The following is a 22,890-nucleotide window of genomic DNA, read 5'->3' as shown; positions in this document are numbered from 1 at the left end:
TATGGCGGCATTTGAATACAAAGCGCTGGATGCTAAAGGTAAAAGTAAAAAGGGGTCTATTGAAGCGGATAACGCTCGCCAGGCTCGCCAGCGCTTAAAAGAGCAAGGCTTAATGCCGGTTGAGATGACTGAAGCCAAGGCAAAAAATGCCAAAGGCTCTCAACCTTCGACCAGTTTTAAGCGTGGTATCAGTACACCTGATCTTGCTTTGATTACGCGTCAAATATCAACGCTTGTTCAATCTGGTATGCCGTTGGAAGAATGTTTAAAAGCGGTCGCCGAGCAATCGGAAAAACCACGTATTCGAACTATGTTACTTGCCGTCCGCTCTAAAGTGACGGAAGGTTACTCGTTAGCCGATAGCTTGTCAGATTATCCACATATCTTTGATGAACTGTTCAGAGCCATGGTTGCGGCGGGCGAAAAATCAGGGCACTTAGATGCGGTATTGGAGCGATTAGCTGATTACGCGGAAAATCGTCAAAAGATGCGCTCTAAGTTACTGCAAGCGATGATCTACCCGATTGTGCTGGTGGTGTTTGCGGTGACGATTGTCTCTTTCCTATTAGCAACGGTAGTACCTAAGATCGTTGAACCCATTATTCAAATGGGCCAAGAACTTCCGCAATCGACACAATTTTTATTAGCATCGAGTGAATTTATCCAGGATTGGGGCATCCAATTACTGTTGTTAACTGTTGGTGTGATTGTTCTGATTAAGACGGCACTGAAAAAGCCGGGCGTTCGTATGAGTTGGGATCGAAAATTATTGAGTATCCCGCTGATTGGTAAAATAGCGAAAGGGATCAATACCTCTCGTTTTGCTCGAACACTCTCTATTTGTACCTCGAGTGCGATTCCTATTCTTGAAGGGATGAAGGTTGCGGTGGATGTGATGTCGAATCACCATGTGAAGCAACAAGTACTGCAGGCATCAGACAGTGTTAGAGAAGGGGCAAGCCTGCGTAAAGCGCTCGATCAAACCAAACTCTTCCCACCGATGATGCTGCATATGATTGCCAGTGGTGAGCAGAGTGGCCAGCTGGAACAGATGCTGACAAGAGCGGCGGATAACCAAGACCAAAGCTTTGAGTCGACCGTGAATATCGCGCTAGGTATTTTTACGCCAGCACTTATCGCTTTGATGGCAGGCTTAGTGCTGTTCATTGTGATGGCGACGCTGATGCCGATGCTTGAAATGAATAATTTGATGAGTGGTTAACCAACTGCTCATAAGACGTTAGTTTTTGGATGAGCGAGAACAAGGACACTATTACCTTCACTCGTTGTCTGTAATTTGGAGAAAACAATGAAAAATAAAATGAAGAAACAATCAGGCTTTACCCTACTAGAAGTGATGGTTGTTGTGGTTATCCTCGGCGTATTGGCGAGCTTTGTTGTACCTAACCTATTGGGTAACAAAGAGAAGGCTGATCAACAGAAAGCGATCACTGATATCGTGGCGCTAGAGAACGCGCTGGATATGTACAAACTGGATAACAGCGTTTACCCAACAACGGATCAAGGCCTTGATGCATTGGTTTCCAAGCCAAGCAGCCCAGAGCCTCGTAACTACCGTGACGGCGGTTACATCAAGCGTTTGCCAAACGACCCATGGGGTAACGAGTACCAATACCTAAGCCCTGGTGATAACGGCACTATCGATATCTTCACACTTGGTGCTGATGGCCAAGAAGGTGGTGAAGGGATTGCTGCAGATATCGGCAACTGGAACATGCAGGATTTCCAATAAGCTTCGGCTTGTTGTTTGATTCGTTCCTGTTGGTTGATAAGTTATTGAGCTTGAAACGTTATTGATGGTTGGACGTAAACAGATGGAGTCTACAAGGTGAAAACTAAGCAAACACAGCCAGGTTTCACCTTGATTGAGATTCTTTTGGTGTTGGTATTACTGTCAGTAACGGCGGTCGCAGTGATCGCGACCATACCTACCAATAGTAAAGACGTCGCCAAAAAATATGCCCACAGCTTTTATCAACGAATTCAGTTGCTTAATGAAGAGGCTATTTTGAGTGGCTTAGATTTTGGTGTTCGTGTTGATGAAAAGAAATCGACTTACGTTCTGATGACTTTGAAGTCTGATGGCTGGCAAGAAACTGAGTTCGAAAAAATCCCCTCTTTAACTGAATTACCAGAAGATCTCGCATTGTCACTGACCTTAGGTGGTGGCGCATGGGAAGACGATGATCGGTTATTCAATCCAGGAAGCCTGTTTGATGAAGATATGTTTGCTGATCTTGAAGAGGAAAAAAAGCCTAAGCCACCACAGATCTACATCTTATCGAGTGCTGAAATGACACCATTTGTGCTGTCGTTTTATCCAAATACAGGTGACACCATACAAGATGGTTGGCGCATTCGAGTGTTGGATAATGGCGTTATTCGATTGCTTGAGCCAGGAGAAGAAGATGAAGAGGAATAACGGCTCTCCTTATCGTTCTCGTGGTATGACTCTTGGTTCTCGAGGAATGACCCTGCTTGAAGTATTAGTTGCGCTCGCTATTTTCGCAACGGCAGCGATCAGTGTTATTCGTGCCGTCACTCAGCACATTAATACCCTTAGCTATCTAGAAGAAAAAACCTTCGCAGCTATGGTAGTAGACAATCAAATGGCTCTCGTCATGCTGCATCCTGACAAGCTTAAAAAAGCGCAGGGCACGCAAGAGTTAGCAGGAAGAGAGTGGTTCTGGAAAGTGACGCCAATTGATACTAGCGGTGATTTGTTAAAGGCGTTTGATGTAAGCGCGGCAACCAGTAAGAAGGCCTCTCCAGTGGTTACGGTGCGCAGCTATGTTGTCAAATAAGAGCATGTCGTTAAGTAGGGTCAAGCCATCAGCTAAGGCTTCATCTAAGTGTCTGTCACGCAAACAAAGACTATCCTCGAAAGGGAGAGGCTTTACCTTAATCGAAGTTTTGGTCTCGATCGCTATCTTTGCCACGTTAAGCATGGCGGCTTATCAAGTGGTAAACCAAGTTCAACGAAGTAATGAAATCTCAATTGAACGCAGTGCGCGCTTGAATCAATTACAGCGTAGCTTGGTCATTTTAGATAATGATTTTCGTCAGATGGCAGCGAGACAATTTCGCACCGATGGTGAAGAAGCATCATCTAAGCTGATCTTATTGAAAGAGTATTTACTGGATTCCGACAGTGTTGGCATCATGTTTACTCGTTTGGGTTGGCATAACCCGCAGCAGCAGTTCCCTCGAGGTGAGGTGACTAAAGTGGGTTACCGCATCAAAGAAGAAACGCTTGAGCGAGTATGGTGGCGCTACCCAGATACACCAGCAGGCCAGCAAGGCGTGATGACTCCCTTACTTGATGATGTCGAAAGCTTGGAGTTCGAGTTTTATGACGGCAGTCGTTGGGGGAAAGAGTGGCAAACTGATAAGTCTCTGCCTAAAGCGGTAAGACTCAAGCTAACATTGAAAGATTATGGTGAGATAGAACGTGTTTATCTTACGCCTAGTGGTACGTTAGACCAAGCTGATGACTCTTCAAGTAGTGAGGACAGCAATGGCTAATCGAATCAATCGTCCTGCTAAGAGACGTTCGGTCATAGGGCGTAAACAACGCGGTGTAGCATTGATCGTTATTTTGATGCTATTGGCGATCATGGCAACCATTGCAGGCAGTATGTCTGAGCGTCTGTTTACTCAATTCAAACGCGTTGGTAATCAGTTAAATTACCAACAAGCTTACTGGTATAGCATTGGTGTAGAAGCGCTTGTACAAGACGGTATTAGGCAAAGCTATAAAGACAGTGATACTGTGAATCTAAGCCAACCATGGGCGTTAGAGGAGCAGGTCTATCCATTAGATTATGGGCAAGTCAAAGGCCGTATCGTGGATGCGCAGGCTTGCTTTAATCTTAATGCGCTAGCGGGTGTTACGACAACTTCAAGTAACCAAACACCTTATTTAGTGACAGTTTGGCAAACCTTATTGGAAAACCAAGATATTGACCCTTATCAGGCTGAGGTTATCGCGAATTCAAGCTGGGAGTTTGTTGATGCTGATACCCGAACCACTTCTTCGTCTGGCGTAGAAGACAGCACCTATGAAGCGATGAAGCCATCGTATTTGGCGGCCAATGGTTTAATGGCCGATGAATCGGAGCTACGAGCGGTGTATCAGGTTACCGGTGATGTGATGAATAAAGTTCGCCCTTTGGTTTGCGCTTTACCAACCGACGACTTCCGATTGAATGTGAATACACTCACGGAAAATCAGGCGCCTTTATTGGAAGCGATGTTCGCGCCGGGCTTAAGTGAATCGGATGCTAAACAGCTGATAGATAAACGCCCATTTGATGGTTGGGATACGGTAGATGCATTTATGGCGGAGTCTGCCATTGTCGGTGTGAGTGCCGAAGTTAGCAAGAAAGCGAAAGCATATTTAACTGTAGATAGCGCCTATTTTGAGCTAGATGCAGAGGTATTAGTTGAGCAGTCACGTGTACGTATACGGTCGCTTTTCTATAGTAGTAATCGAGAAACAGTGACGGTAGTACGCCGTCGTTTTGGAGGAATCAGTGAGCGAGTTTCTGACCGTTCGACTGAGTAGCGAACCACAAAGCCCTGTGCAGTGGTTAGTTTGGTCGACAAGCCAACAAGAAGTGATAGCAAGTGGTGAATTGTCGAGCTGGGAACAGCTTGGTGAATTAACACCTTACGCTGAAAAGCGCAGTTGTATTGCTTTATTGCCGGGAAATGAGTGCTTAATTAAGCGTGTTGAGATCCCGAAAGGTGCTGCTCGCCAGTTCGACTCTATGCTGCCATTTTTGTTAGAAGACGAAGTGGCACAAGATATCGAAGACTTGCACTTAACCATTTTAGATAAAGATACCACTCATGCCACGGTATGTGGTGTTGAGCATGAATGGTTAAGACAAGCGCTAGGTAATTTTCGTGAAGCCAATATTATCTTTCGCAAGGTCTTGCCAGATACACTCGCTGTGCCTTTGGAAGAGCACGGCATTAGTGCATTGCAGATAGACCAACATTGGCTGTTACGCCAAGGTAACTCTCAACGCCAAGGTCACTATCAAGCGGTATCGATCAGCGAAGCATGGTTGCCGATGTTTTTGCAAAGTGACTGGGTTGCTGACGATGCAGAACAACCTACGACTATCTTCAGCTATACAGCGATGCCGAGTGACGATGTTCAACAGCAAAGTGGTGTGAATTGGCAAGCTAAGCCTGCTGAGTTGGTGATGTCTCTATTGAGCCAACAAGCGATCGCAAGCAGTGTGAATTTACTGACTGGCACCTTTAAAACTAAATCTTCATTCAGTAAATATTGGCGCGTATGGCAGAAAGTAGCGATTGCTGCTTGCTTGCTGGTGGCCGTGATTGTGACTCAACAAGTGTTAAAGGTTCAGCAATACGAAGCGCAAGCACAAGCTTACCGCATGGAGAGTGAACGTATCTTTAGAGCCGTACTACCAGGCAAGCAACGCATTCCGACCGTGAGTTACCTCAAGCGTCAAATGAACGATGAAGCTAAGAAATACGGTGGCTCGGGTGAGGGCGATTCCTTACTCGGCTGGTTAGCGCTGCTGCCAGAGACCTTAGGCAAAGTGACATCGATCGAAGTTGAAAGTATTCGTTACGACGGTAACCGCTCTGAGGTTCGACTGCAGGCGAAAAGTTCGAATTTTCAGCACTTTGAGACTGCCAGAGAGAAACTCGAACAGAAATTTTCCGTGGAACAAGGCCCACTAAATCGCAATGGTGATGCTGTCTTTGGCAGTTTTACTCTTAAACCCCGTCAATAACCAACGCAAGGAGAGCAGTGATGAGAAATATGATTGAACCACTCCAAGCGTGGTGGACTTCAATAAGTCAGAGGGAACAACGATTAGTCATTGGTTGTTCTATTTTATTGATACTGGGTATTGTCTATTGGGGATTAATACAACCACTTAGCCAACGAGCTGAGCTGGCGCAGAGCCGTATTCAAAGTGAGAAGCAATTGCTGGCTTGGGTTACGAATAAAGCCAATGAAGTGGTTGAATTAAGAGGCAGCGGCGGCATCAGTGCGAGCCAGCCTTTAAACCAGTCGGTACCCGCTTCTATGCGTCGTTTTAACATCGAGCTGATCCGTGTACAACCACGTGGCGAGATGCTGCAAGTGTGGGTAAAGCCGGTGCCATTTAATAAGTTCGTAGACTGGCTGACATACCTGAAAGAAAAGCAGGGTGTTGAGGTTGAATTTATGGATATTGATCGCTCTGATAGCCCTGGGGTTATTGATGTCAACCGACTACAGTTTAAACGAGGTTAGTGTGAAACGCGGTATATCGTTAAAATACAGCCTGCTATTCAGCGGCATCTTTATCGTTTTTTTCTCAGTAAGTTTGTTGCTGCACTTACCGGCTTCTTTTGCTCTCAAACATGCACCTGTGGTACGCGGTTTAAGTATCGAAGGTGTTGAAGGTACCGTTTGGCAAGGCAGTGCTAACAATATCGTGTGGCAGCGTGTTAATTACGGCTCAGTACAGTGGGACTTCCAGTTTTCTAAACTCCTACAGGCTAAAGCTGAGCTCGCGGTTCGTTTTGGTCGTAATAGCGCTATGAACTTATCAGGCAAAGGACGTGTCGGGTACAGCATGAGCGGCGCGTATGCCGAAAACTTAGTGGCTTCAATGCCTGCTATGAACGTGATGAAATACGCACCAGTGATCCCAGTCCCGGTTGCTATTGGCGGACAAGTTGAACTGACGATTAAGCATGCGGTTCATGCTCAACCTTGGTGCCAATCGGGCGAAGGCACGCTTGCTTGGTCTGGCGCTGCCGTTGATTCCCCTGTGGGTGCGCTAGATCTCGGCCCTGTGATTGCTGACATCAGCTGTGAAGACAGTACAATTGCAGCCAAAGGCGTTCAGAAGAGCACTCAAGTAGAGAGTGAGTTCTCGGCGAGTCTAACACCTAACCAGCGCTACACATCTGCAACGTGGTTTAAACCGGGGGCTGAATTCCCGCCAACGATGCAAAATCAGCTTAAATGGTTGGGGAATCCAGATAACCAAGGTAAGTATCAATTTACCTACCAAGGTCGATTTTAAAAGTGAACGAGTAAAAGAAAGGGCGATAGAATTAAATTCTATCGCCCTTTTGTTTATGGATTAGTTGTTACTTTGAGTCATCCACATATTGATAAGCAATCACAATATCAGCGCCTTGTGTTGGAATGGCAGCCCCTGTAAACACGATAGATTCAGACAGTGGGTAATATTGCCAACCGTTCGAAGAGTTACGGTTTACTTTCGTGCCGTTAACGGTGACTAGAATCGATGATGAAAGAATATGTTGTGCTTCAGCTTTAGAAAGCTTATAACCTGCACTTGAAGCCCCTGCATTTTTGGCCATCACCTCAACAAACGCCTTGTACTCAGAAGTGACATTGATGTTTAGAGTTTTACCTAAAGTTGTTGTCGCGAGGTCATCATATTGACTGCGAGCGGCATCCGACGGATTGACAATAGAGTAAACTCGATAGCCGTTATCAAGGAACAAATTGTTGTTAGGGTCAAATTCTGAAGTATTGTACTGTTTGTAGTGACTTGGTTCATCACTCATGATGACGACTGAGAGTGAAGCGCCAGCTCTTGGGTATCCTGCAAGTTCAACCGTACCTCCTTTTTGGAGTGCAAGTTCTGAATTATAGATCCCACGTTCATTACTACTTCCCCATGTACCAGGTTTAAAGTCTTTTGCAATCTGTTCTAAGTCATTAGTAAAGCCATTCCCGCGAAGTTTATCTGAATCTGTGGTAATGGTACCAACCATGAAGTCCACACCCGCGTTTTGAATGGTGTCTGTAAAGGCTACAGTCAAATCACTGATCGCTTGCTGCTCATCGCCCATGCTGCCTGAATTATCAATAACAAACAGGAAGTCTGCCTTAGAGGTCGTTTGATCAAGCGCGGTAAACGTATCATTTTGTAGTTGCAGTGTTGCATCTTTAGATGCCTGAATACTTTCTGAAGTCGTTGAGACAATCAGATCTGAGTAATTCAAAACCTTGTCGTTCTGCACTAATGTACTGGTAATAACTGCACTGTCTGCAACCTTGTTGTAACTAGTTGTAATATCAAGTTGGTACTCAGTTTGTATTACTTCAGAAGCCGCAGGAACCAGGGCACTAGCTGTCCCCCCAACTTTATTCACGGCTACTTGATTTATTAGAGTATTCAGAATGTCCGTGAGTTTTAACCCAGTTTGTAATGTGATCTTGTAGGTTGCATTAACATCACCATTTTCCAAAGTGGTTAGAGAGGTTTGTACTACTTGGGCACTATTTAGTTTAGATGCAAAAGCACTAACCCCAGTAACAAGGATTTCTTGAGCTGTTGTTTGTCCCGTTAATGCCCCTCTCTCTGCAACAAACCCTGCAAGTTCAGTGTTATCTGGTGTTGGAAGTGAGCTTTTTGTCGAAGCGGCCGCAATAGTAGTCACAGGCTCAGCGTAGATAATAGTACCTGTTACATCACCAGTAAGAGCACTGGTTGTATAACCTTCAGGTAAGAACACTTGTTGGCTGTCGAGAACGACAGACTGTGTTGGCGCAGGAGCTTCCGCGACGGTGATGATGATCTCTTTGGTTTGTAGTACGATTTGACCTTGATCGTTGGTCGTTTCAATGCTGAGTTGATACTTCTCTTGGCCGACAGCAGCTCCCGCCTGAACAGTGATTTGGAGTGGGTCGGATGTGGTTAATTCATCCCCATTTCCGTTATACCAAGTGACTTTATCACTCGATTGAAGGTTACTGATGGTTGCGGTTAGCGTTGTTTGTGCGCTTGCAGCAACGATGGCCGGATTAGCTGTAATTGAGTTGATTACGGCACTTGGCGCGAAATCAGCCCCTATACTACACAATACTTCTGACGACTTAACTTCGCTGCTATCAAGAATACTATTATTGTTAGTATCTACCCCAAGAGTAACAAGTTGCCCTCCTACATCACATCTGGTGTCCGTTTTAGCTATTAAAGCAACCGACACTAGAGCTTGATTGAAGATATCGCTACCTTCTTGCTGGGTATTATTTGTCCCATCGTGACAAATAGTTTTGTTGGAAACATGTTCACTATCTTCTAGTACGTCATTTTCGTTATCATCGTAACCAGCAATAACTTTCAAGCCACCATTAGTACATTCCGAATCTCCAACAGGTAGAGTTAACGTAGAAATTAATGCATCTTTCTGTACAGCCCCTCCACTTGATGAACTATCTGAGGAGCTACCATCACCGCCGCACCCAGCAAGGAGTATAGATGCAACCGAAGTTGCGATTAATGTTTTTCTAGACCACTGTTTGTTCATGTTGATTACCATTTCCTTTAGTAACTTTATTATGTATAGATTTGCTGAATGGTATTTTTATGAAACTGAGGGCGCTTGTAAACAATAATTTTTAACTTAGTTCAAAAAATAAGAACTCGTTAATCTTTTGATTATTAATGATAATTTCATCAATTTGTTTTTTTTTGAACTTAGACTAACTTAATATTTGGTTTATTAAGCGGAGGAGGTGTTAGATATAAAAAAACCGTAAACAAAGTTTACGGTATAGTGTGATTTATTTGGAAAGGCAGTCGGTTGGGAATTACTAGTTCTTATTTTTCAGTATCTCAGCCCAAGGTAAGTCTGCATCACCAAGTACAATGAAGTTCGGGTTCTCAAGCGTATCTCTTTCGTTATAAGAAAGCGGCTCTAATTGAGTGCTTAGGATTCGGCCTCCCGCTTCTTCAACAATACATTGCGTTGCTGCGGTATCCCACTCGCCGGTTGGGCCTATTCTTAGGTAACAGTCCACAGCGCCTTCCGCCACTAAACATGCCTTAAGTGCAGCGGAACCTAGTGGAACCAAGTCATAGTTCCAAGCTGAGCTCATACGGCTAGTGATGCGGTTGATGTCTTGACGACGACTGATCGCCATCGCGATCGATTGGTTTGGTAGCTCGTGATGATGCGTTTTGATTTTCACGCTGTCGTTGAGGTCTGGAATTTTCCAAGCGCCTTTACCGCTATAAGCGTAATAGCTCACCCCTGAAACTGGCGCATACACCACGCCCATTACTGGCTTGTTGTGCTCAATTAAGGCGATGATTGTTGCAAAGTCGCCACTTCGAGCGATGAATTCTTGCGTGCCATCGAGTGGGTCAACCAACCAGTAGCGATCCCATTGAGAACGCTGCTCTAGGCTGATGTCGGCGGCTTCTTCAGATAAAACGGGAATATCAGGTGTGAGTTCAGTGAGTTTTTTCGAGATCAGCTTATGTGCGGCGAGATCGGCACTGGTGACAGGTGTGTCATCGCTTTTGGTGAACTCTTCGTAATCTTTTTTCTCATAGATCTCTAAGATGAGTTGCCCTGCAGAGCGAGCAATCTCAATGACAGAGGGAAGGAGATGAGATAAATCTTTTGTTATTGGCATAAATATTCTCTTACTCTTCGAGCGAGCCTGTTTGTTCTAATTGTTTAAGACTCGAAGGGTTAATAGTAGGGCGGTAATACTGCGAGCCTCACAGAAGTCGAGATGTGTTAATAGCTCTTCAGCTTGAGCAAGTGGCCAGCGAACAATATCCAGCGGCTCAGGCTCATCACCTTCTAATTTCTCTGGATAGAGCTCTTCTGCGATGAATAGTGTCATTTTGCTAGAGAAGTAAGAGGGCGCGAGAATCACTTCTTTTAGCGGGGTAAGCTTGTTGGCACCAAAGCCTATCTCTTCTTTTAATTCGCGAACGGCGGCTTCATTAGGCTGCTCTCCTGGGTCAATGAGACCTTTTGGAAAGCCTAATTCATAACGCTCAGTACCCGCGGCGTATTCACGCACTAATAGAATATCGCCTTGCTCAGTAATCGGAACCATCATTACTGCATTGCGACCACTAGGCTTCATGCGTTCGTAAGTGCGCTCTTCACCGTTTGAAAAGCGTAAATCGAGAGACTCGATAGAGAATAGTTTTGATTGAGCGACAGTTTGCTGAGCCAAAATCTCTGGCTTGGTCCTTTTTGTCATTGCGCTCGCTCCTTAACTCATTGAGGTTCTTTCTTGTAAAGTCATTCTAATATAGGGGAAATGACGTTGAGTTCCTAGATCCGAGTTTTCATATCCTAGATTTATTAGATCAGGAACCGATTGTGATCACTTGAATACCTTACTGCAAATGGTAACGCCGCCGTCATTATTGTGATTGCACGGGATATATACGGATAGAGGGTGTTTTTGCCGTTTTTAAAACAAAAAAGGTTGATGCTTGCGCATCAACCTTTTAATCATTGAATCATACTAATTGAGTGATTAGTAGTAAGAGTGCTCACCGCGATCGTGCTCAGTGGCATCGCGAACTGCAGTCAGTTCACCTTCGAATTGTTGAAGAAGTTCTTTCTCGATGCCTTCTTTTAGCGTTACATCAACCATAGAACAACCGTTACAGCCACCGCCGAATGCAACGATAGCAGCGCCATCTTCAGTGATTTCTACCAAGCTTACGTGACCACCGTGGCCTGCAAGTTGCGGGTTAACTTGTGTTTGAATTGCGTATTCAACGCGTTCTACAAGTGGTGCATCATCAGAAACTTTACGCATCTTAGCGTTTGGTGCTTTCAGTGTGAGCTGAGATCCCATTTTATCGGTCACGAAGTCGATTTCAGCTTCGTCTAGAAATGGCAGGCTTAGCTCATCAACGTATGCAGAGAATGCGTCGAAAGAAAGCTTTGTATCCGATGCTTCGATAGCATCTGTTGGGCAGTAAGAAACACCACACTCAGCGTTTTGTGTGCCTGGATTTACCACGAACACACGAATGTTTGTACCTTCAGGCTGCTGTGACAGCAGATTGGCAAAGTGAGTTTGAGCTGTTTCTGTAATAGTAATATTTGACACGACGAATACCTGAGTAGATTTGTAGGTTATTAGCGCCATTCTACTCCTGTCAGATTTGTAATTCAGCCCTTTTTTGTTGGATTGCTGTACAAGTAGCGATCCACAGCTTTTATCCAGAGGGCTCAGGAGTGCGGCAGATGCAGTAAATATCAATCCTTTTCACGCCCACTTCAAGTAGTAATTGGCATAATTGATACACTGTACTGCCTGTGGTTACAACATCATCAATTATCGCGACGTGAGAGTCATCGTTCGTTGAAAAATTCGTATTGCGCAGCGTGAAAGCGTCTTCCAGGTTGTTCTGCCTTGCTGATTTGGTTAACCCTTGCTGCGAAGCGGTTGATCGAGTTCGACGAAATAAAACCGCACTTTTAACATTCAGCTCCTGAGCTGTGTAATGTGCCAATAACTGGCTTTGGTTAAAACCTCGATGAAGGTATCGAGTCCAATGTAAGGGAACACCGGTAATCAAAGGCGCTGGGTGCTGAATATGTGGCGCTAACAATTTTGATAGATCGCGAGCGAACCAGAACTTATCGGCGTATTTCATTTGTTGGATATAACGCGCCGTTGGAAAGGTGTAGTCACCTACACAATAGAGATGATGCCAAGGTGGAGGCTGAGACAAGCATTGACCACACTGCTCGACTGTGAGCAGTGTTTTTAACCCACATCGTTGGCAGCGTGGCTGTTGGCAAAAGAGATCGAGGCAAGACTGACACCATCGAGGATGAGTATCATTGGGGAGTTTGTCTAGCTTGCATAGGTGGCACTGAGATGTGACCAGGCGTGGTGTGTTTTTTTGTAGCCAATCAGATAACATAGCTCGTGATGCTTTTGGGTTAGGGTGTTCCTTTTGCTCACCATACTGAAAAGCGCGGATTATAGCTGATGGAAAAAGTAGGGAATATTGAGAATGAGTGACGCGTTGTATTGGCATGTTTCAGGGCAAGGTCCTGATTTGGTTCTGGTTCACGGCTGGGGAATGAACGGTGCGGTATGGCAACAAACGGTCACTGCGTTAGAGTCTGATTTCCGAGTTCATGTTGTCGATCTGCCGGGTTATGGACACAGCTCTCACTGCCACGCTCAAGATCTTGAAGAGATAGCTCTGCAACTGTTGGCCGATGCCCCTAAGCAAGCTATTTGGGTCGGTTGGTCACTCGGTGGCTTGGTCGCGACGCATATGGCTCTGCATCATTCAGATTATGTAAGCAAATTAGTGACGGTCGCCAGTTCTCCCAAATTCGCCGCTGCAAAAGAACCTGTTTTGTGGCGAGGTATTCAACCCAATGTATTAACGGCTTTCACTGAACAGTTAGTGGAAGACTTTCAGACCACCATCGAACGCTTTATGGCATTGCAAGCCATGGGCAGCCCTTCAGCAAGGCAAGATGTAAAACAGCTCAAGCAAGCAGTGCTTTCACGTCCGTTGCCGAATCCAGATTCTTTATTGGCGGGCCTAAAGATGCTGTCGGACGTCGACCTGCGTGAACAGCTCCCTGAGATTTCAGTGCCTATGCTGCGTTTATACGGTCGATTAGATGGATTGGTGCCAGTGAAAGTGGTCAAAGATCTGAGAAATGCGCTACCCGATACCGAGCAATACATCTTCACACAGTCGTCCCATGCGCCGTTTATGACAGAAGCCGATGCCTTTTGCAGTGAACTGGTCAGCTTCGCGCAAAAATAATCGCTAAATTTATCGCTGGCTTGGTCGATATATAACCTAATACCAATCACAGTAAGTAAGTGTTCAAAAATAGCGTAGGAAAAAGGCTTGAGAACAAGGCTGCTTTTTTTTGACAAGTAGTTTTGATAAGTAGTTATTCTACAATCAAAAGTTCTAATGCCGTTATCGAGCATTTTAACAAGCTAGGATGAGCAGTTATTTACTACGATTGGTATAACACCAAGGCATTGCATGATACTCAGACCTCACTCTCTCCAGAGTGGATTGCGATAAGTTGGGCTATGCCTGTTGTGCTGACTCACAGTACAACAGCGTTGTAGCAATAACGATGGGCGATTCTTGAGGAGAGTTCGCGATGATTGTGTCACCTGCAACTGCAGTGAGTGTGCCACTGATCGCTCCATCCGTTAATGTGCAAACAGAGCAAGTTGCGCGTGATAATAGAGTTCGAGAACCCGTAGCTCCTGCCGTAGCATTGGCGAAAACCAATGCAGAGCGAAAGGTAAAATCGGACGATAAGCGAAGGCAGCAGTCGGCTTGGGATCCTTCAGACCATCCTGGTTATGAAATGGAGAACGAGTCAGAGGCCAATTCGATTAGCCAAGAAGAGCCACAAGATCCTTTTGAGAGGTTATTCAGCTTATTGGCACTGAGAACATACAGTGCTGATCAAGGAAAGGGCTATACCATGCGTTTTCGCCTGCCAAAGCATGTTTTAGATGCGGCGATTCAAGAGGGACAGATGGAGAAACGACGTAAGGTCATAAAATATCATTATGGTCATGCTGTTGCGCCTCATGCTCCATCAGAGATGCTGGTCGTGTTGTAAGTCGAAAACTTATGACCCTGCCAAACTTCGATGTCTTTTTTGAACACATAATAAAAACCTGCATACCCTAAGGGATGCAGGTTTTTTGTTTTAGGCGAATCAGCTTTTCAGATGAGCTAACGGATTACTTTTTCGCTTTTGCAAAAGCAGCAGCGAACGCACCACCCATCGCAGCGTTTTGTTGCGGCTCTTCGCGACGGCGTTGTCCGCCTTGTGAATTTTGGTTCGGGCGGTTTTGCGTGCGAGGCGCGCTTGAGCGCTGTGCACGGTTGTCTTGTCCAGGCTCATCTTTCATGCGCATGCTTAGCGCAATACGTTTACGTTGAACATCAACTTCCATTACCTTCACTTTCACGATGTCACCGGCTTTTACCACTTCACGCGGATCAGAAACAAAACGATCGGTCAGTGCTGAAATGTGCACCAAGCCGTCTTGGTGTACGCCAATATCCACGAACGCACCAAAGTTTGCCACGTTTGAAACCACACCTTCTAAGATCATGCCAGGTTCTAAGTCAGATATGCTATTCACGCCATCAGCGAAGGTCGCAGTCTTGAACTCAGGACGAGGATCTCGACCCGGTTTATCCAGCTCTTTAATAATGTCGGTTACTGTGGGTACACCAAAGCTTTCGTTGGTGTAATCAATCGCATGTAAACCTCGTAAGAAATCTGTATTGCCGACCAGAGATTTGATGTCTTTGTGGTTTTTCTCGGCGATGGCTTTCACCAATGGGTAAGCTTCTGGGTGAACCGAAGATGCGTCTAGTGGATTCTTACCATCCATAATACGTAGGAAGCCAGCACACTGTTCAAAGGCTTTTGGCCCTAAACGAGCAACTTTCTTCAGCGTAGTACGCGCTTCAAAGCGACCATTTTCATCGCGGTAATCTACGATGTTCTGAGCGATGGTGTTAGAAAGACCAGCAACACGAGTTAGAAGCGCAGCAGAAGCGGTATTCACATCAACACCAACCGCGTTTACACAGTCTTCGACAATCGCATCTAGGCGCTTAGCGAGCATAGTTTGGCTAACATCATGTTGGTATTGGCCCACACCGATCGATTTAGGGTCAATCTTCACCAGCTCTGCCAGTGGATCTTGCAGACGACGCGCAATAGATACCGCACCACGAATCGATACATCCATGTTCGGGAATTCTTTTGCCGCTAGCTCAGAAGCAGAGTAAACCGATGCGCCGGCTTCGCTGACAATGATTTTTTGTGCTGTTAGGTTGCTACGCTTAATTACATCAGCAACAAAGCTGTCGGTTTCGCGTGAAGCCGTACCGTTACCAATCGCAATTAAATCAACATTGTATTTACGAACCATTTGCTCAACAACGTGCGCAGATTTGTCGTATTGTTTTTGAGGCGGGTGAGGGTAAATGGTTTCTGTCGCCAGAACTTTACCGGTTGAATCTACCACCGCGATTTTCGAACCGGTACGTAAACCCGGATCCAAGCCCAAGGTTGCACGAGGTCCAGCCGGCGCTGCCATCAGCAGGTCTTTAAGGTTAGTTGCGAACACTTCAATCGCTTCGATCTCTGCACGCTCTTTCATCGCACCCATCAATTCGGTTTCCATGTGCATAGAAACCTTGATGCGCCATGCCCAGCTAATCACTTGCTTACGCCATGCATCTGCAGGTGCGCTGCTTAGAGTAATGCCATAGTGATCAGAGATGATGTTCTCGCAGTAAGAACCACGTACACCTTCTTCTTGCTCTGGGTCTGCATTCATTGCCAGCGTTAGGAAGCCTTCATTTCGACCTCGCAACATAGCAAGCGCACGGTGAGAAGGCACTTTGTTGAGTGTTTCGTTGTGTTCGAAATAGTCTTTGAATTTCTCGCCTTCATGTTCTTTCCCCGTAACGACACGAGCCACTAGCTCAGCATTGCGGTTTAGGTGTTGGCGAATTTTCTCAAGCAGGTTTGCATCTTCAGCAATGCGTTCCATGATGATCGCACGTGCACCATCGAGTGCGGCTTTAGTATCGGCGATGCCTTTATCGCTGCTGATGAAGTTAGCGGCTTCAGTTTCAGGATCGTGCTGTGGTTCATTCCATAGCGTATCGGCTAGGGGTTCTAGGCCCGCTTCAATCGCGATCTGACCTTTGGTACGACGCTTTGGTTTGTATGGCAGGTATAGATCTTCTAGGCGCGTCTTACTGTCGGCTTGAGTGATATCCCGCTCTAACTCTGGCGTGAGCTTACCTTGATCTTGAATCGACTTAAGAATCGTTTGGCGACGATCGTCGAGCTCGCGAAGGTATGAAAGGCGGCTATCAAGGTTACGTAGTTGGGTATCGTCTAAGCCACCCGTGACTTCTTTACGGTAGCGGGCAATAAAGGGAACGGTGTTACCGTCGTCAATTAGGTTTACTGCGGCGGTGACTTGCTCTGAACGAACATTCAGTTCTTCAGCAATCAGTCGACAGATAGCTTGGCTCATCCGATGAATCTCTTATTTAATATCATGACAAATACATGGGGGTTAGCGTACGCTTTTTCTAGCTTTGGCTGTGTAATTATCCTGTCAGAAGCCGAATTTCCGTTTGTGATACCCGCTTTGTGCGAGATCTCTTACACGTGGTGTGCGACTAAGTCACTTTAAACCGATGAAATCGTCTTAAAATAAATCTAAGTTACTGATTTTATTTGTTTGTGTGTTTGTGGGCGTATTTCTCACCTGAAATGTTTTTTGGGACTATCTAGGAAACTCGCTCAATTACCGTAATATTTAACTTGTCGACAAGGAGTTGGCAGGAACAGGAAAAAGCCTAATGGACTAGGTATCTTCAGGATGAAGATTTGATTACTTAGGATGAGTGGTCAGCAAGGAAGTGATAATCTCTGGATGAGATTCGCCAGTCAGGATGACAGGCTAGAATGGACACCGCTAGGATGGCGATGAACAAAAAGGAAATTGGTTAAAGGATTTAGCCACTATCAAGGAAAGATGCAGGGAGCACCTTATCTCGAAGAGATAAACAGTAGCCGGATTGCTGCGATAGAGACTTAACCCCGCTAGGCGAAAGCCTTGCGGGGTTTTCTTTTATCTGGAATTTGGTTTTTGCCAGTTTCGGGCTGTTATGGCCAGTTAACTGCGCTTGTCTAGTCAGTTCTAAGCGTTATCTGTGTAGTGAATTGAATTGATAAACCATTCTTTTATGCCTTCCGGGGTCTTCACCTCGAACTCATCGTCGACTTCCTTTTTAAGCAGAGCTCTAGCCATAGGTGAGTCGATAGAGATATAGCCTTTAGCATCGCCGTAGATCTCTTCAGGGCCGACAATACGAAACTTCTTAATTTCCCCATCATCATTCTCAATTTCCACCCAAGCACCGAAAAATACCTTACCTTCTTGTTGCGGCGAGTAATCAACGATAGTTACATCAGGTAAGAACTTGCGTAGGAAACGCACTCGGCGATCAATTTGACGAAGCAAACGCTTATTGAAGGTGTAATCTGCGTTTTCTGAACGATCTCCAAGGCTTGCAGCCCAAGTGACTATCTTAGTAATTTCAGGACGTTTCTCGTGCCATAAGTGGTCATGTTCTGCTTTGAGCTTGTTATAACCTTCTCGGGTGATAAGTTTGGTTTTCATAAATCTGACTTAATGAAATGATGATCTAAGATAGAATATATAGAAAGGCAACATACGTTAACAATTATTTAGGCGACTTTTTCCTCAATAATGTTACATTTTTAATGTCTTATACAATTTACCAAGAATGCTTAACCTCAGGTTTAAGCTTTAATAGGTGGAACCATTACATGCAAGAAAACTACAAAATTTTAGTGGTCGATGACGATGCTCGTTTACGTGCACTGTTAGAACGCTATCTGTCAGAGCAAGGCTTTCAAGTGCGTAGCGTGGCAAACAGTGAGCAGATGGACCGCCTGTTAACCCGTGAAAATTTTCACTTGATGGTATTGGATTTAATGTTGCCGGGCGAAGATGGTCTTTCGATCTGTCGTCGTCTAAGAAACGCAAACAACTCGCTACCTATCCTTATGCTGACAGCAAAGGGGGATGAAGTGGATCGCATTGTGGGCTTGGAAGTGGGTGCGGATGATTACCTGCCAAAACCATTTAACCCACGTGAACTGCTTGCTCGTATCAAAGCGGTAATGCGTCGCCAAGTGATTGAAGCGCCGGGCGCACCAAGCACAGAAGAATCTGTGGTTGAGTTTGGTGAATTCCGCTTAAATCTAGGTACGCGTGAGATGTTCCGCGGTGAAGATCCGATGCCTCTTACCTCAGGTGAATTTGCGGTTCTTAAGTCACTAGTGACTAACGCGCGTGAGCCAATGTCTCGCGATAAGTTGATGAACATGGCGCGCGGCCGTGAGTATTCAGCGATGGAACGTTCTATCGATGTTCAGATTTCTCGTTTGCGTCGTCTAGTGGAAGAAGATCCAAGTAAACCTCGTTATATCCAAACGGTGTGGGGCTTGGGTTACGTATTCGTTCCAGATGGCAAAGTAGTCTAAGCCGGTTTTGTAAGCTCTATATCAGCTTCATCGGTTCTGTGAATCAGAATTCTATATTTACGGGTCATCTCATTAATATGTGATGGCCCGTTTTGTATTCAGCACAAGGGTTTAGGGTTATAGTCATAGCCATATAAAACATTTTATCACCCCTCACTTTAGGTCTCCTATGCGCATACGTAGCTCCTTTACTCAGTCGATAGTGCTCTTCTTAACCTTGTTGGTTGCTAGCCAAATCTTTTCTTATTACGCAGTGTTCAACTACGCATTAATGCCGAGTTTGCAGCAGTTTAATAAGATCTTGGCTCATGAGTTAAACCTTGTGTTGGACCAAGGCACTGACATGGATATCGAAATTGATGCGCCACTACGTCAGCGTGTACTTGAGCAATTAGGGGTAACTGTTCACGCGAAAAACAGTGAAGCGGCGGGTGAGTATTACCACGCCGTTGCGATTGACTTGATGAGCGAGGAGATGACCAAAGAGCTGGGTTCTGAAACCGAAGTGCGGCTGATCTTGGGGAAAGAGAGTTATGTACTGTGGATGGACATTGCGCAGTTACCCAACTCTTTAATTCGTATTCCGTTATCAGAGCTGCAAGAAGAGGATTTTGCACCACTGTTTCGTAACAGTCTGATCATGGCGCTGTTGATTGTCGCAGGTGGTTGGCTATTTATCCGATTGCAAAACCGTCCGTTGATTGCGCTGGAGAAAGCCGCGCAAGGTGTCGGGCGAGGTGATATTCCACCACCCCTGCCAGTACAAGGTGCGCAAGAGATTCGTTCAGTAACCCGAGCCTTTAATCAGATGTCGAAAGGTATCCAAGAACTCGAAGAAGACCGCGCTTTGTTGATGGCAGGTATCAGTCATGATTTACGTACTCCGTTAACGCGTATTCGTTTAGCGACTGAGATGATGTCACCAGAAGACAGTTACTTAGCGGAAGGCATCATCAGTGATACCGAAGAGTGTAACGAGATCATCAGTCAGTTTATGGATTATTTAAAACCCGTTGATCGAGATTCATTTCAAGCGGTGTTTGTTGACGATATTGCTCGTGAGGTTTCTAGCTCTGAAGGTGGATACGAAGTACAGATTGAAACGGATATTCCTGAATCAATGAAGCCCGCGCTTGGTAACCCAATTGCGATGAAGCGTGCGGTGAGTAACTTGGTAGTCAATGCGCTGCGTTATGGTAATGGTTGGGTCAAGGTATCGACCGGCATGACAGCGGATAACAAACTTGCTTGGGTAACGGTGGAAGATAATGGACCAGGTATCCCACAGGACCAGATCGGGAAGTTGTTTGAACCGTTCACGCGTGGCGATACTGCCCGAGGCAGTGAAGGGACCGGTTTAGGCTTGGCTATTGTGAAACGTATTGTCAGCCAACACCAAGGTGCGGTAGTCGTGAATAATCGTAGTGAAGGTGGCTTAAAAGCGCAGATCAGTTTCCCTGTTAAGCCGTAAGTTCAGTTTAATGGTTTGGCGAGTCGGTTGGGTTTCGGCTTAGAGATCCCTGACTCGGTCACTTTTCCCTCTCGGGGATGACGAATTGCTAACCATGGACTTTGATGGTGAAAGTTTACTTTGATCGTCATTCTCTATCGTGAGGAACGAGCGAATAGGGAATCTCGCTTTTGCTTGATGAGAGTAAGGCACAGTAAAAAGGCTTCCTAGAAGGGAAGCCTTTTTGTCTTTTTATGCAGTCTCAGCGTTAGCTAAGCCTTGGAGTAAACATCGCGCTCGCCTAGCCAGCGGTTGATGATCGCCTTGGCGTTATCTGGGTAGTTATCGTGAATATGACGCGCAATACGCTGCACTTCAGGGATCAAACGTTGGTCTCGTACCAAGTCAGCAATCTTAAAGTCTGCCAAGCCCGTCTGCTTAGTGCCAAGCAGCTCACCGGGCCCTCGAATTTCTAAATCTCGCTGTGCAATGACAAAGCCATCGTTACTTTCACGTAGCACACCTAAGCGTTTCTGAGCGGTTTTAGACAGTGGTGAGTGATACAGCAATACACAATGGCTTGCGACCGAACCACGGCCGACACGGCCTCTTAGTTGGTGCAGTTGTGCTAGGCCAAGACGCTCTGGGTTCTCGATGATCATTAAGCTTGAATTAGGCACATCCACACCGACTTCAATCACGGTAGTCGCGACCAACAAATGCAGTTTGTTCTCTTTGAATTCCTGCATTACTGCTTGCTTCTCGGCTGGCTTCATTCGGCCGTGCACGAGACCAATTTTGACGTCAGGCAGTTTGCGTTGCAGCTCTTCAGCAGTATCAGCCGCAGCTTGAGCTTCTAATACTTCGGACTCATCAATCAGCGTACATACCCAATAGGCTTGTTTGCCTTCATTAAGACACGCATTTTTCACACGTTCGACAATGTCATCCCGCTTGGTATCAGGAATCGCCACGGTTTGAATTGGTGTTCGACCCGGTGGCAACTCATCAATAATTGAGGTTTCGAGGTCGGCATAGGCCGTCATCGCTAACGTTCGTGGAATCGGTGTTGCCGTCATGACTAATTGGTGTGGGTAATAACCTTGCTTTGCACCTTTCTCACGCAGCTCTAATCGCTGGTGGACGCCAAATCGGTGCTGCTCATCGATGATCACTAAACCAAGGTTTTTGAACTCGACATGTTCTTGGAACAAAGCATGAGTACCGACCACCATTTGTGCTTCACCACTGGCAATACGAACGAGCTCGGTTTCGCGAGCCTTGCCTTTGAGTTTACCTGCTAGCCACCCAACTTGAATGCCCATCGCCTCAAACCAGTTGGCAAAGTTAATCGCGTGCTGTTCTGCGAGTAGTTCAGTTGGTGCCATCAGTGCCACTTGCTGACCGTGTTCGAGTGCGCGAACAGCCGCGAGTGCAGCCACTAAGGTTTTACCAGAGCCCACATCACCTTGCACTAAACGCATCATAGGGTGCGGCTTTTCAAGGTCAGCTTCGATCTCTTTGGTTACTCGTGCTTGTGCGTTGGTTGGCGAGAATGGCAGCTGAGCTAACAGTTTATCTTTGAGGGTGTTCACCGGAGGAAAAGGCATTGCCTTGTCTTGCTGCCCTTTGCTACGAACAGACAACATCGACAGGTTTTGAGCCAGTAACTCTTCCATAATCAGGCGTAGCTGCGCAGGGTGTTTACCTTCATCAAACAACTCTAGGTCAATGCCTGGAGGTGGCCTGTGAATGGTATGCAGTGCTTGCGCGAGGGTAATTTGGTGATCGTATAAACCTGATGGTAGCAGCTCATTCACCGCGGCTTTGTCGATCAGTTCTAATGCTTGGTCGGTGAGGTTACGCAGCGTGACTTGTCTTAGCCCCTCCGTGGTTGGATACACTGGAGTCAGATTGGCTTCAACATCTGGCTGTTGCCTAGGCGCAAAGAATTTGTAGTCGGGATGGACAATCTCCAGCCCCATGTTACCGCGCTTGATCTCACCGTAGGCATGCACTTGTTTGCCTTCAGCAAAGTTGTTCTTCATACCTGCGGTGAAGTTGAAAAAGCGTAGGGTAATAGTGCCGTTACCATCGCTGATCTTTACCGCCAACATCTTACGTTTACCGAAAATGGTATCGACATGCATGACCTTGCCTTGCACTGCAGCCCATAAGCCCGCGTGCAGTTTTACGATGGGGTAGATACGTGTTCTATCTTCATAGCGCAAAGGGAGGTGAAAAAGCAGATCTTGTACGTTGTTAAGCCCAACCTTTTCCAGTTTCTCTGCGACTTTAGCGCCGACTCCAGATAAAGAGTTGAGAGGGATAGCAGATAAAAGCTGTGACATAACAAGGCTCATAAACGTAAGAGAGATGATCTATTCAAGCATTTTACTGGATTTTTGTACAGGCAGGAATGGGAGGGAGCGCGGTAAATACTAGGATTACGGTTATAAAAATCCCCTTAAGCGATAAAGCATTAAGGGGATTTAAAT

At 45.8% G+C, this 22,890-nt stretch carries 21 protein-coding genes; 13 read left to right on the top strand and 8 right to left on the bottom strand.

The window, feature by feature from the left end:
- Window position 1 precedes the first annotated feature (1 nt).
- The 9 genes from gspF (at window position 2) to OCW38_RS14350 (ending at window position 7,091) form a co-directional block, all read left to right on the top strand.
- The gene (gene gspF / locus OCW38_RS14390) at window positions 2-1,222 is read left to right on the top strand and encodes a type II secretion system inner membrane protein GspF (protein WP_010433558.1); all 1,221 of its coding nucleotides are present in this window, start codon (window positions 2-4) and stop codon (window positions 1,220-1,222) included.
- Between the two features lie 87 nt (window positions 1,223-1,309).
- On the top strand, window positions 1,310-1,753 hold the full coding sequence (gspG, locus tag OCW38_RS14385) for a type II secretion system major pseudopilin GspG (protein ID WP_004741459.1): 444 nt from the start codon (window positions 1,310-1,312) through the stop codon (window positions 1,751-1,753).
- A 96-nt stretch (window positions 1,754-1,849) separates the two neighbouring features.
- The gene (gene gspH, locus OCW38_RS14380) at window positions 1,850-2,443 is read left to right on the top strand and encodes a type II secretion system minor pseudopilin GspH (RefSeq protein ID WP_010433564.1); all 594 of its coding nucleotides are present in this window, start codon (window positions 1,850-1,852) and stop codon (window positions 2,441-2,443) included.
- A complete protein-coding gene (gene gspI, locus OCW38_RS14375; protein ID WP_010433567.1) occupies window positions 2,430-2,825 on the top strand; it encodes a type II secretion system minor pseudopilin GspI in 396 nt (131 codons plus the stop codon). The genes gspH and gspI overlap by 14 nt, the downstream gene beginning before the upstream one ends.
- A complete protein-coding gene (gene gspJ / locus OCW38_RS14370) occupies window positions 2,812-3,546 on the top strand; it encodes a type II secretion system minor pseudopilin GspJ (RefSeq protein WP_193846799.1) in 735 nt (244 codons plus the stop codon). The genes gspI and gspJ overlap by 14 nt, the downstream gene beginning before the upstream one ends.
- Window positions 3,539-4,588 (top strand): type II secretion system minor pseudopilin GspK, encoded by a 1,050-nt coding sequence (gene gspK, locus OCW38_RS14365; RefSeq protein ID WP_010433573.1) that lies wholly within the window; start codon window positions 3,539-3,541, stop codon window positions 4,586-4,588. The genes gspJ and gspK overlap by 8 nt, the downstream gene beginning before the upstream one ends.
- The gene (gene gspL / locus OCW38_RS14360; RefSeq protein ID WP_261894651.1) at window positions 4,557-5,801 is read left to right on the top strand and encodes a type II secretion system protein GspL; all 1,245 of its coding nucleotides are present in this window, start codon (window positions 4,557-4,559) and stop codon (window positions 5,799-5,801) included. Before gspK ends, gspL begins: the two co-directional genes overlap by 32 nt.
- A 20-nt stretch (window positions 5,802-5,821) precedes the next feature.
- The gene (locus OCW38_RS14355; protein WP_016768269.1) at window positions 5,822-6,310 is read left to right on the top strand and encodes a type II secretion system protein M; all 489 of its coding nucleotides are present in this window, start codon (window positions 5,822-5,824) and stop codon (window positions 6,308-6,310) included.
- A 1-nt stretch (window position 6,311) separates the two neighbouring features.
- Complete coding sequence (locus OCW38_RS14350; RefSeq protein ID WP_261894648.1) at window positions 6,312-7,091, top strand: type II secretion system protein N; 780 nt, start codon at window positions 6,312-6,314, stop codon at window positions 7,089-7,091.
- A gap of 67 nt (window positions 7,092-7,158) precedes the next feature.
- On the opposite strand, the gene OCW38_RS14345 is transcribed toward OCW38_RS14350, so the two are convergent.
- The 5 genes from OCW38_RS14345 to OCW38_RS14325 all read right to left on the bottom strand — a co-directional run bounded on the left by OCW38_RS14345 (window position 7,159) and on the right by OCW38_RS14325 (window position 12,743).
- Window positions 7,159-9,354, bottom strand: a complete 2,196-nt coding sequence (locus OCW38_RS14345; protein WP_261894646.1) for a DUF7151 family protein — start codon at window positions 9,352-9,354, stop codon at window positions 7,159-7,161.
- Window positions 9,355-9,640: 286 nt separating this feature from the next.
- Window positions 9,641-10,468 (bottom strand): 3'(2'),5'-bisphosphate nucleotidase CysQ, encoded by an 828-nt coding sequence (gene cysQ, locus OCW38_RS14340; RefSeq protein WP_261894644.1) that lies wholly within the window; start codon window positions 10,466-10,468, stop codon window positions 9,641-9,643.
- Between the two features lie 36 nt (window positions 10,469-10,504).
- Window positions 10,505-11,053, bottom strand: a complete 549-nt coding sequence (gene nudE / locus OCW38_RS14335) for an ADP compounds hydrolase NudE (protein ID WP_261894642.1) — start codon at window positions 11,051-11,053, stop codon at window positions 10,505-10,507.
- Window positions 11,054-11,335: 282 nt separating this feature from the next.
- Window positions 11,336-11,920, bottom strand: coding sequence for a Fe-S biogenesis protein NfuA (nfuA, locus tag OCW38_RS14330; protein WP_010433605.1), 585 nt, complete (start codon window positions 11,918-11,920; stop codon window positions 11,336-11,338).
- Window positions 11,921-12,029: 109 nt separating this feature from the next.
- A complete protein-coding gene (locus OCW38_RS14325) occupies window positions 12,030-12,743 on the bottom strand; it encodes a ComF family protein (protein WP_315974536.1) in 714 nt (237 codons plus the stop codon).
- Window positions 12,744-12,836: 93 nt separating this feature from the next.
- On the opposite strand from OCW38_RS14325, the gene bioH reads away from it, so the two are divergent.
- Entirely contained in the window at window positions 12,837-13,613 is a 777-nt protein-coding gene (bioH, locus tag OCW38_RS14320) for a pimeloyl-ACP methyl ester esterase BioH (protein ID WP_261894637.1), read from the top strand.
- 355 nt (window positions 13,614-13,968) lie between these two features.
- Complete coding sequence (locus tag OCW38_RS14315) at window positions 13,969-14,442, top strand: hypothetical protein (RefSeq protein WP_010433611.1); 474 nt, start codon at window positions 13,969-13,971, stop codon at window positions 14,440-14,442.
- 124 nt (window positions 14,443-14,566) lie between these two features.
- On the opposite strand, the gene OCW38_RS14310 is transcribed toward OCW38_RS14315, so the two are convergent.
- Both OCW38_RS14310 and greB read right to left on the bottom strand, forming a co-directional pair.
- Window positions 14,567-16,897: a Tex family protein gene (locus tag OCW38_RS14310; RefSeq protein ID WP_261894634.1), complete on the bottom strand. Its 2,331-nt coding sequence runs from the start codon at window positions 16,895-16,897 to the stop codon at window positions 14,567-14,569.
- 672 nt (window positions 16,898-17,569) lie between these two features.
- Window positions 17,570-18,052, bottom strand: a complete 483-nt coding sequence (gene greB / locus OCW38_RS14305; RefSeq protein WP_010433615.1) for a transcription elongation factor GreB — start codon at window positions 18,050-18,052, stop codon at window positions 17,570-17,572.
- 170 nt (window positions 18,053-18,222) lie between these two features.
- Here greB and ompR point away from each other — a divergent pair, with 170 nt between their 5' ends.
- Window positions 18,223-18,942: an osmolarity response regulator transcription factor OmpR gene (gene ompR / locus OCW38_RS14300; RefSeq protein ID WP_261894631.1), complete on the top strand. Its 720-nt coding sequence runs from the start codon at window positions 18,223-18,225 to the stop codon at window positions 18,940-18,942.
- Window positions 18,943-19,111: 169 nt separating this feature from the next.
- Window positions 19,112-20,413, top strand: a complete 1,302-nt coding sequence (gene envZ, locus OCW38_RS14295) for a two-component system sensor histidine kinase EnvZ (RefSeq protein ID WP_010433621.1) — start codon at window positions 19,112-19,114, stop codon at window positions 20,411-20,413.
- 251 nt (window positions 20,414-20,664) lie between these two features.
- Here envZ and recG read toward each other — a convergent pair whose 3' ends face one another.
- The gene (gene recG, locus OCW38_RS14290; protein ID WP_261894627.1) at window positions 20,665-22,743 is read right to left on the bottom strand and encodes an ATP-dependent DNA helicase RecG; all 2,079 of its coding nucleotides are present in this window, start codon (window positions 22,741-22,743) and stop codon (window positions 20,665-20,667) included.
- Between the last annotated feature and the right edge of the window lie 147 nt (window positions 22,744-22,890).

Source organism: Vibrio cyclitrophicus (genome assembly GCF_024347435.1).
GTDB classification, from domain to species: domain Bacteria; phylum Pseudomonadota; class Gammaproteobacteria; order Enterobacterales; family Vibrionaceae; genus Vibrio; species Vibrio cyclitrophicus.
This window is presented reverse-complemented; position numbering and strand designations above follow the sequence as displayed.